General features: G+C 40.0%; 9 protein-coding genes and 4 pseudogenes. 1 reads left to right on the top strand and 12 read right to left on the bottom strand.

All coding sequences use genetic code 11. From position 1 onward, the window contains the following. Positions 1 to 199: 199 nt before the first annotated feature. The 10 genes and pseudogenes from R7Z78_RS23765 to R7Z78_RS23715 all read right to left on the bottom strand — a co-directional run bounded on the left by R7Z78_RS23765 (position 200) and on the right by R7Z78_RS23715 (position 7,081). Positions 200 to 550 (bottom strand): hypothetical protein, encoded by a 351-nt coding sequence (locus R7Z78_RS23765; protein ID WP_104975420.1) that lies wholly within the window; start codon positions 548 to 550, stop codon positions 200 to 202. Positions 551 to 888: 338 nt separating this feature from the next. After that, positions 889 to 1,044 (bottom strand): annotated as a pseudogene (locus tag R7Z78_RS23760) (N-acetyltransferase); the annotation flags it as partial. 165 nt (positions 1,045 to 1,209) lie between these two features. Beyond that, a complete protein-coding gene (locus tag R7Z78_RS23755) occupies positions 1,210 to 1,701 on the bottom strand; it encodes a hypothetical protein (RefSeq protein WP_033907468.1) in 492 nt (163 codons plus the stop codon). Continuing rightward, positions 1,667 to 2,035 carry a hypothetical protein gene (locus tag R7Z78_RS23750; protein ID WP_050550124.1) on the bottom strand — a complete coding sequence of 123 codons (369 nt, stop codon included), beginning with the start codon at positions 2,033 to 2,035 and terminating at the stop codon, positions 1,667 to 1,669. Before R7Z78_RS23750 ends, R7Z78_RS23755 begins: the two co-directional genes overlap by 35 nt. Positions 2,036 to 3,867: 1,832 nt before the next feature. Then, on the bottom strand, positions 3,868 to 4,182 hold the full coding sequence (locus R7Z78_RS23745) for a hypothetical protein (RefSeq protein WP_128740521.1): 315 nt from the start codon (positions 4,180 to 4,182) through the stop codon (positions 3,868 to 3,870). Positions 4,183 to 4,326: 144 nt separating this feature from the next. Next, positions 4,327 to 4,876 (bottom strand): annotated as a pseudogene (locus tag R7Z78_RS23740) (nucleotidyltransferase family protein). A 132-nt stretch (positions 4,877 to 5,008) separates the two neighbouring features. After that, a complete protein-coding gene (locus R7Z78_RS23735) occupies positions 5,009 to 5,356 on the bottom strand; it encodes a hypothetical protein (protein WP_031780756.1) in 348 nt (115 codons plus the stop codon). 146 nt (positions 5,357 to 5,502) lie between these two features. Continuing rightward, positions 5,503 to 5,861, bottom strand: a pseudogene (locus tag R7Z78_RS25070) (DUF2750 domain-containing protein). Positions 5,862 to 6,019: 158 nt separating this feature from the next. Then, the gene (locus R7Z78_RS23720; protein WP_104975424.1) at positions 6,020 to 6,430 is read right to left on the bottom strand and encodes a hypothetical protein; all 411 of its coding nucleotides are present in this window, start codon (positions 6,428 to 6,430) and stop codon (positions 6,020 to 6,022) included. A 144-nt stretch (positions 6,431 to 6,574) separates the two neighbouring features. Beyond that, entirely contained in the window at positions 6,575 to 7,081 is a 507-nt protein-coding gene (locus R7Z78_RS23715; RefSeq protein ID WP_104975425.1) for a hypothetical protein, read from the bottom strand. A gap of 256 nt (positions 7,082 to 7,337) precedes the next feature. Here R7Z78_RS23715 and R7Z78_RS23710 point away from each other — a divergent pair. After that, a pseudogene (locus tag R7Z78_RS23710) lies at positions 7,338 to 7,641 on the top strand (hypothetical protein). A 206-nt stretch (positions 7,642 to 7,847) separates the two neighbouring features. Here R7Z78_RS23710 and R7Z78_RS23705 read toward each other — a convergent pair. Both R7Z78_RS23705 and R7Z78_RS23700 read right to left on the bottom strand, forming a co-directional pair. Beyond that, complete coding sequence (locus R7Z78_RS23705; protein ID WP_033007115.1) at positions 7,848 to 8,126, bottom strand: hypothetical protein; 279 nt, start codon at positions 8,124 to 8,126, stop codon at positions 7,848 to 7,850. A gap of 221 nt (positions 8,127 to 8,347) precedes the next feature. Continuing rightward, complete coding sequence (locus tag R7Z78_RS23700) at positions 8,348 to 9,016, bottom strand: hypothetical protein (protein WP_025769008.1); 669 nt, start codon at positions 9,014 to 9,016, stop codon at positions 8,348 to 8,350. Positions 9,017 to 9,184 lie beyond the last annotated feature (168 nt).

Genomic DNA, 9,184 nt, shown 5'->3' with positions numbered 1-9,184 from the left:
GATGAGCACAAAGCCAATCAGCCAAGGGAACAGAGAAAAACATAAACCACTGATTTTACATGATTAAGCATAACGCCGCGTTAAGTAGTGAGCAACGCCACCACCAGACTTAAACATTGTGCCGTAAACTCTAAATTCAAAGCAAACCAAAAATGCCGAGCGTTGCGAATCTGTCTTAAACGCTTTGTTATGCTCGTACTTAAAGAAATTGAAGGACTAAACAAGCAATAAACGCCGGTAGACCGGCTATGAAGAAAACTAAGCCTGTTTGGTAGTTCATTCGATAGTGCTCTCGTTCGTCCTTTTCGAAATCATGCCCTTCTACCATTTTGTAAACTTTATCTCTTCTAGGATCATCTAACCGAGTCGTCTTACTATGGACACCACCTTCCCACATTAGCTTCGCTAAAATCCATATGATGATGACAACAAAGAAAAGAAAGTCGACCAACCGAGTCGTAGCAAAGAATGGAACAAACTGAGCTAGAGCGATAACAATAAGAGCCGCTGAGAGGTTAATTAGAAGCACTTTTTTGAATAAATCGAGCAAAATTACCTCCTAGAGCATAACGCCCTGTTAAGGTGTGAGCAACGCAATATCGAAGCCGCCGCATACCACCTTAAACACCGAACGCAACGCATAGTAAAATTGCCACGCGTTGCGAATCACTCTTAAACAGTTTGTTAAGGCGCTACACTACACTGTTGGAATGAACTGCTAAATATTCTAGGCTCGGCCAAACCGCTAGACTTTCAGGTAAGTGGAGCTTGTTACGATCTAATTGAAGGAGGTGTATATTGTCATTTCTTGCGGCTTTGTCTGCCTTACCCTCAGAGTCAACTATAATTTGATATTCTTGCCCTACGGTAAAAATGAATTTGTCGAACTGATGTTGCTAACCGGTCTAATACTCGTTCACGATAACCACTGATGAAATCGTCGAAACCATCTTAATGCCCAAAACTACAAAAGCATGCATCTTTTCTCGCAGCAACGCACAATTCGAAATCATCAATGTTTATCTGCTGAAAAGCAATTTCCATGCTTACCTTTTCCTTCAAGCACCTAACGCCGCATTAAGGTGTGAGCAACGCTACAACCTAACCAAAACCATTGCGCCGTAAACACGAAACCCAACCTTGAACTGAAAATACCAAGCGTTGGGAATCACGCTTAAATGCTTTGTTATGTTTCTTTTCTCCGCATTACTAAAAAGCAGAGAAAATATCGAATGGAGTTTGATACTTCTCTAATTTTAAAAGTCTAGACAACTCTTCTCGATCGACACTATTTATCTGATTTTGAATATCTTCACTAATAGCACCAAACTTATTTAGCTGGATGTACTCATTTATCGCTTGAGAATCTCCCAGTATGGCTAGCTTATAAGCTGCTTGTAAGTATTCCAGTTCTGCCTGTTTAACACAGTTATTTTCTGCTTCATATTGTAGAAAAAATAAAATAGCTTTCTTTTTTTCGATTGGTTGAGATCTAAGCCAAGTATCGCTTATTACTATCTTTCGAGCTTTCTTATCCAAACAAGATTCAACTACATTATTTAATCTGACATACGACGACTTTAGGTTACGATATGCATCTTCTATGTCTACAATAAAGTCTTGCGCGGATACATATGATGGGAGAAAAATACTTACGGAAACTAAACTATAAAGAATTGTATACACACGTCCAAAATTCATACTCTTTTCCCTTTGAGTGAAGTCGTTGTAAATTTGCAATATTCTCTAATCGTCTTCTCTTTACGGCCGGAACTACTAGCATAGCTTTACGAAAGTTTTCCCAATCATAAGTGTTTGCTTGCCAACCAGCAGCACCTATAGTTACTATATCGTACGTTTTACGACCTGCAAAAATAGAATAAAAAGGCAAAAGTGGGATTATTTTTTCCAACAAACTGCCCATTTCTATCACTTGATTCATTTCTTCTATAGCTTTTAAAGATCTTCTGCTTGGTTTGAAACCTTGTATCTGACAAAAATTTCCTTTTCGCTTTTCAAGTATTCCTTCGCTCATAGCGGCCCCTTGACAATGAAATTGAACAAAAGCAAGAATATAAAACAAGTAGCTTATAAGACAATGAAAACGCTGTCTCACCTGCAATAAAGTCGATACATTTCACAGATGAGTCCGTGGAAACATAACGCCCTGTTAAGGGGTAACCAACGCCACCACCTTACTTAAAAACAGCACCGTAAACACGTTTACCAAATTTAACACCAAACCGCCAAGCGTTGGGAATCCCTCTTGAACAGTTTGTTAGTTGCCAAGCCCAAGGCAGTGACTTGAAGTTTACTGGACTTTGCCAACGCCCATATTTCGTATCTTGAGATACTTAGATCAGGCGCAGTTTCAAAGCGCCTGTCACTGAAACCACTTGGAATTTACAGCGCCGTAGAAAACGGAATTTGAACACCAAACAAACCTTTTGGAACGATAATGCAGCAGAGCAGGCTTTCAACAAGCTAATCAGCTTCTGAAACAGAAAACCCAAATCGCGCAAGGAACCAAAGCACGATTTTCACAACACCTAATAACTAGAAATTGAAATACGAAAACCTAGCCAAAAACACACGGATATTGGCCCTAAACATTCTGCTTTAGGTACATTTTTCCTCGTTGGCAACTAACGCCGCATTAAGGTGTGAGGCACGCAATACTGAAGCCTCCTCATAACACCCTAAACACGACAACCAACGCATAGTCAAAATGCCACGCGTGCCGAATCACTCTTTAACAATTTGTTAGCCCTTTTTCAAAAGGTTAAGACTAGTATACGACAACCAAACCACCAAGATTGCTAGTAAGTTCAGAGACACTGTAACTTCATTGACATTCACACTTATCGGTACTTCAACTCCAGAAGAAAAGGCTAAGGAAAAGTTAGGTGTTTCTATACCTATCATCTGGATAAAGTAAAGAGCCATCATTAACTTAAACGCCCAAAGCTTCTTTTTTAACAGCCCGTATAAACTAGACAAGTTAAAGCTTAACATCACTAGAACGAGCGCAAATGCGAGAAAAAGACTTGAAGAACTCAATTGAGTCACTTGGGACAGCAAAGTAAATAGTAGAAACAGAGGAACGACAACAGATATACCCTGCAAGACCAATAAGAACTTTGTTCTTTTTAAATGATATTCAAACAATTTATATTTTCTCCTTGAGGGCTAACGCCTTGCTAAGGTGTGAGTAACGCAATACAAAAGCTACCGCACGGCGCCTTAATCACATAAGCCACCGCATAGTAAAAATGCCACGCGTTACGAATCACTCTTAAGCAATTTGTTAGTACATGCGCTACTTCTATTTATGCGCTCCAAGATATTGAAAATTGAGATGATATGAAAGGCTTTGAACACTGAAGTGAGACGGGCAGCTACAAAACTTTACCCCGTCGGGAAGACGAAAGTTAGCTAGAAGAAAAACGCACTAAATCCCTTTCTTTCACTCAGTTCAAATTAGAAAAGGATTAGTTCCCCGCACTTCGACAGCAACACCAAAGAAAGACAATTCTGACTTAGTAAAAGCCACGAAAAAGAAGAAGTGCCACAGAAATAGGATAAGAGTTAGAAGCCGTAAACGGTGAAGTCAAAACGAACACTCCGCATATAGTGCCACCGGAAAGAACGTGAAAGGCACTAACTGAAAGGTGTAAATACAAGCGCTAAAACAGATAAACACCAAAACTTATGACCTTTGATGTCAAACCCGTACTAACGCCCTGTTAAGGTGTGAGCAACGCAATACCGAAGCCGCCGCAGACCGCCTTAAACACTAAACGCAACGCATAGCAAAAATGCCACGCGTTGCGAATCACTCTTAAACAGTTTGTTAGCTGTTTCGTATTAGGAGATTGAACTATTAACGTTAAAATAACCAACCAGACCAACCGTGCCGTATAAAAGTGCTTTCAGAGAAGCTAGCCAGTTACTTTTAATATTAAGTAAAGTCACCACAATTGAGGATACCATCGCACAACACCACATCGAGACAACTAAACTAGCAAACAATAAATCTATAACGTCACCTAACCCATAAGGTTCTCCTGGTGAGACCGCTATATGCCCATAAATTTGAGATTTATATAGTAGCCCAGAGAAAGCAAAAAAATGGACTAAAACAATACTGAACGCTAATAACTTATTAAATCTTGCTTCCATTTAGTTTCACTCTCCAATACCAAATTGCACAAACAGCTAACGCCGCGTTAAGTGGTGAACAACGCAAACCACCAAACCTAAACCATTGTGCTGTAAGCACTTAAGTAGAATCAAGCTGAGCATGCCAAGCGTTGTGAATCCGTCTTAAACGCTTTGTTGTGGCGTAACTCTCAACGATGACCACCTAACTAGCCACCCTTTTGAATTTACGCGATTTTCAAATGTTTCTCGTAACCTTTTAGGATTATACGTGACCCAGTAGCTAAATAAGGATTCGAACCCAAAAGCAGCGACACATTCATATTAGTTTAGCCCAATTTGGCGAATTGCTACCGCTGTTTCTTTTTCAGGCCAATAACTCATTGCATCCACAGAACTCTTATAAGGATTGTCACCATTACGCTCGTGCATCATAGCTTGGTTGCGTACTTGCCAGTTAAGCTGAGGCATACGAGCTTTTAGTTGTGCTTCATACTCCAAATAACTATTGGGATTAGATTCGCTTGGGTCAAAGTAGATAACATCCACATCATTCAAGAGAGTGGATTTTTTTGAAACCATGCAGTGAGTCCCAAACTAAATTTCGAACGAAACCTGCCGCTATATAGCACTGCGGCAAACCTAACTCTGACACACAATTGAGTGCCTCAATTCTGATTGGATCTTGTTTGACTAGTTCTACGATTTTATCCATTTTCGCCCTGCGCCATAACGCCTTGTTAAGGTGTGAGGCACGCAATACCTAAGTCTCCGCATACCACATTAACCACTAAAACCAACGCATAGTAAAAATGCCACGCGTGCCGAATCACTCTTGAACAATTTGTTATGCGCGTTCTCCACGATTGAACGCAACTACAGTAGCGCGTAATTTAGTCAGCTTAAACTCTGTAAGTAACACTGTAACAAAAGACAATATAGAAACGGAGATAAGTGCAATATTTATCAAAGCATTACCACTAAACTCATAAATACCTGACAGACCAATAAATAGCAAAAGACAGGCAATTATCGATAGAATCGAATCATTAGTTTTCACTTTATACTCATCAGCAGGTATATCTTTTATTATCGAAACCGGATTTGAAAGCCCGTCAAGCCGAACTGCAATTTTTCCTTTTTTAATTTTGACTTTTAGGCCAGAACTTCTTAACGAATTAGCTAAATCTTCCATGATTGATTATCTCCATTTCTGCGAGCGCATAACGCCCTGTTAAGGGGTGAGCAACGCAATACCAAAGCTGCTGCATACCATCTTAATCACTTAAACCAACGCACAGTAAAAATGCCACGCGTTGTGAATCCCTCTTAAACAGTTTGTTAGCTGCGTACCAACATTTTTGCCACATCAATTGCGACAACTTCAGTACCACAGAGGTTTGCATCCCAATTGAGACCCACAAGATGTCCATCGCTATGAATACCTTTTAGCCAATTATCAACGAATGAATCTAGGTTAATTGGAGTTGGGACATACAACTCCCATCACCAATTGCGACCCGACTTGCGTATGCTCTATCTGACCAAAAAACATAAACTGATGCGTCTGGATACTGATTCGAATTACAAACTGCCCAGCCACCATCAGGATGCTGAAGTCCCCAAACAGTTCGATTTTCGATTACTCTGTCGATAAATCTTATGTAATTGGAACTTGATGTAGCTTTATCTTGGAGCATCATTTTTCCTCTAAGCAGCTAACGCCCTGCTAAGGGGTGAGCAACGCAATACCGAAGCCGCCGCATACCACCTTAATCACTAAATTCAACGCATAGTAAAAATGCCACGCGTTGCGAATCCCTCTTGAGCAGTTTGTTAGGCATCTTGCCACCACAAACTACTTACCCGTTTTGCACCTAATTAACTCCCAAAATGAAAGCATGAAAATAACCAACGAGAAAACAATATGAAGCGTTGGTATGCCTCTAGACAAGGCATCAGACTCTACCAAATGAGAATCAAATTCTTTGCCACACAAATGATGACCTTCAATGGTCGTTTCAATTACAAAAGGAGCCCAGAAATAAGTTACCGACATAGCAGCCAACAAAGCAATTAAGGGCGTAATCCATATAAATTTTGAACCTCTATTTTCTCGAAGAAGCCTGACTATGATGAGAATGAACAGTACTGAGCCATACATTATCGAAGCATAAAAACGCCCATCATCTCCCTGTGTGCAAGTACCCGAAACTGCACCAAGTGAAACCAAAAGACCAAACAATATTATCAATATCGAGCTGTACATTTGTAACCTTTGATGCCTAACGCCGCGTTAAGTGGTGAACAACGCGACCACCTAACCTAAACCATTGTGCCGTAAACACTTAAGCTGATACAAACCAAAAATGCCAAGCGTTGTGAATCCGTCTTAAACGCTTTGTTAGGCTAATTATTTCAAAGCTTGTGCTTTATGTAATTCGAGAGCCTTTTTTCGCCCACTTTCACTTAAATATACTAAGTTTTCATTCCACGCATTTATATCTAGCAAACCTTTTTCGTTTAGACTTCTACATACATCAAGTAATTCCAATTTACTAAATGGAGCTTTTCTATAATCAATGTTGTCCAAATCTGCCGTTTTATCAGCTAACTCACCAAGCAGGTAAATGAAACTAAGCTCCAACTCAGTGAGATTTTGAGAGCGAGCATACTGCGCTCTAACCTTCATAAAACCAACAATTTTGTCTTTTACAAATTGAATTCCCCAAAATGTCAGCAAACAACCAGAGAAAACTACTACTCCAAGTAATCCTGTAGCCCAAACTTTTGGAAGAGCCTCAAACATAGAGGGAAACAGTCTAGGAGCAACTAACAAAGTCACGCCCGTAATAAAGCATGCCGCTGTCAGAGTTTTAGATACTGTAATATCCTTGAATATATCTGAAATCCAGTTCACTCAATACCTCGATTTTTTAGTATTAGCCTAACGCCCTGCTAAGGGGTGAGCAACGCAATACCTAAGCCGCTGCATACCACCTTAATCACTAAATTCAACGCATAGTAAAAATGCCACGCGTTGCGAATCCCTCTTGAGCAGTTTGTTAGTCGCGAGGCACCGAGCGACAATTTTAAGCCGAACTAAACTTTGCGAACAACAAACTTTATGTGCTTTGATGCATTTAAGTCAGGCGTAGTCTCAAAGCGGCTACTCAATGAAACCACTTGGAATAAACAACGCCGCAGAAAACGGACTGACAACACCAAAAAGAGCCTTTGGAAAGCCAATCTCACAGTGCAGACTTTCAACAAAGTCACTGGAACCACGTGGAACTTACAACACCAGAGAAAACGTCATTTCAGCGAGTAAATCGGCTTTTGTACCCAACAAACTCACCGAGCGGATTTGCAACCAAAAACAGACTCTCGATTGCCCTGCTCTGTCTGCACCAAAGAACAAAAAAACCGCTTGGACACTTGCAAAACTTTGGACTTAAAACTGCTGAAACTGAGTTTTGACCATCGACGATGAATCTGTATACCAAACAAACAGCTGCCAAATTTTGAGCTAAGAAACATGATTTTGATTGCTAGCTTTTTCTGGCGACTAACGCCCTGTTAAGGGGTGAGCAACGCAATACCGAAGCCGCTGCATACCACCTTAATCACTTGAACCAACGCACAGTAAAAATGCCACGCGTTGCGAATCCCTCTTAAACAGTTTGTTAGGCGACATTTCTACGTTTAACTTCTTTCTCATACGAAGATTCGTTGTATAGCCAAATCGCCCAAAATGCGAAAAACATCCCGATCGTGTAAATTGAGTAATTAAGAGCATTATCCGATAAGAAAATCGTAATGCTTGCCGCATCAGAAGATGGATAAAGGAAAATAACATTAAAAATTATGTACAAGATGGCTGTGACGAAAGTTGTTCTGAACAGCCAATTTAAACATCCTTTCTTTCGCGATTTTTGCCAGTTATCAAATGCTTTGCCATTCATTAACCCACTCCTTTTCTGTTAACTGAAGCTAGATTCACGCCAAGATACTATCACTACTCTATCGTTTCGCTCATGTCGCCTAACGCCCTGTTAAGGTGTGAGCAACGCAATACAAAAGCTGCCGCAAACCACCTTAAACACTAAAATCAACGCATAGTAAAAATGCCACGCGTTGTGAATCACTCTTAAACAGTTTGTTAGAATTACGTCTCACTGCGGATCTATCTATTTCGTACACCATCACCAAATTCAGTAAAGTCGCTGATTTGGCTTAACTTAAATCTGTGTTCAAGAACAAAGGTTGACCACTTCTCTTTAAATATTGGGACATCATCATCAAGCTCACTAACATTTTCTGTAGTGAGCATCTTTTTTGTCAGGTAATTAATACTAGTAACTACCTCCACTCTAGGACCTCGATTAGCCATTGCGTCATAACCGATTAACTCAAGATCTGAATCTTGGTAACGGAAGTTGTAACTCCACTGGTTCTCAAATCGACCATCTAAAAAATCAATATGTAAGTTTCCTTTTGTAATACTCATTAAGATTTCTTCAGCCCTTCCTTCTTCATCAACAGAAAAGAAGCAATTGTCATTTTCAACAACGACGTCGTACTCGTCGTTATTTCTTAAAGCAACAATAATTCCTCTTCGGTTGAGATCTAACTGACCACGGTACTCATCAGTGACCATTTTGTTTTGGTCTGTACCTTGTATCATCAAAACAATATCGTCTCTACCATCTCCATTTAGGTCACCATGAATAGCCTCAATTATAGTATGACCATTAGGAACGATTTCCCAATAGGAGCTATCAAGGTCGATTTTTTCTTGTGCTAAAACGTTTGCTCCAAATAGCAAAGCTGATAATAAAAGTAACTCTTTCATTTCTCGCTCTATGATTTTTCAGTAGTAAGTTCTAACGCCTTGTTAAGGTGTGAGGCACGCAATACCGAAGGTTCCGCATAACACCTTAACTACTAAAGCCAACGCATAGTAAAAATGCCACGCGTGCCGAATCACTCTTGAACAATTTGTTATACGAATTTCTTCAGT

This window comes from Vibrio sp. 1167 (assembly GCF_033340375.1).
In the GTDB taxonomy this organism is placed as follows: Bacteria; Pseudomonadota; Gammaproteobacteria; order Enterobacterales; family Vibrionaceae; genus Vibrio; species Vibrio alginolyticus.
The sequence above is the reverse complement of the archived record's forward strand: the minus strand, read 5'-3'. Positions and strand labels throughout refer to the sequence as shown.

Coding starts and splice junctions, on each gene's coding strand:
- R7Z78_RS23755 (WP_033907468.1), bottom strand. CDS start 1,701: ATGAATTTTGGACGTGTGTATACAATTCTTTATAGTTTAGTTTCCGTA.
- R7Z78_RS23750 (WP_050550124.1), bottom strand. CDS start 2,035: ATGAGCGAAGGAATACTTGAAAAGCGAAAAGGAAATTTTTGTCAGATA.
- R7Z78_RS23745 (WP_128740521.1), bottom strand. CDS start 4,182: ATGGAAGCAAGATTTAATAAGTTATTAGCGTTCAGTATTGTTTTAGTC.
- R7Z78_RS23735 (WP_031780756.1), bottom strand. CDS start 5,356: ATGGAAGATTTAGCTAATTCGTTAAGAAGTTCTGGCCTAAAAGTCAAA.
- R7Z78_RS23720 (WP_104975424.1), bottom strand. CDS start 6,430: ATGTACAGCTCGATATTGATAATATTGTTTGGTCTTTTGGTTTCACTT.
- R7Z78_RS23705 (WP_033007115.1), bottom strand. CDS start 8,126: ATGAATGGCAAAGCATTTGATAACTGGCAAAAATCGCGAAAGAAAGGA.
- R7Z78_RS23700 (WP_025769008.1), bottom strand. CDS start 9,016: ATGAAAGAGTTACTTTTATTATCAGCTTTGCTATTTGGAGCAAACGTT.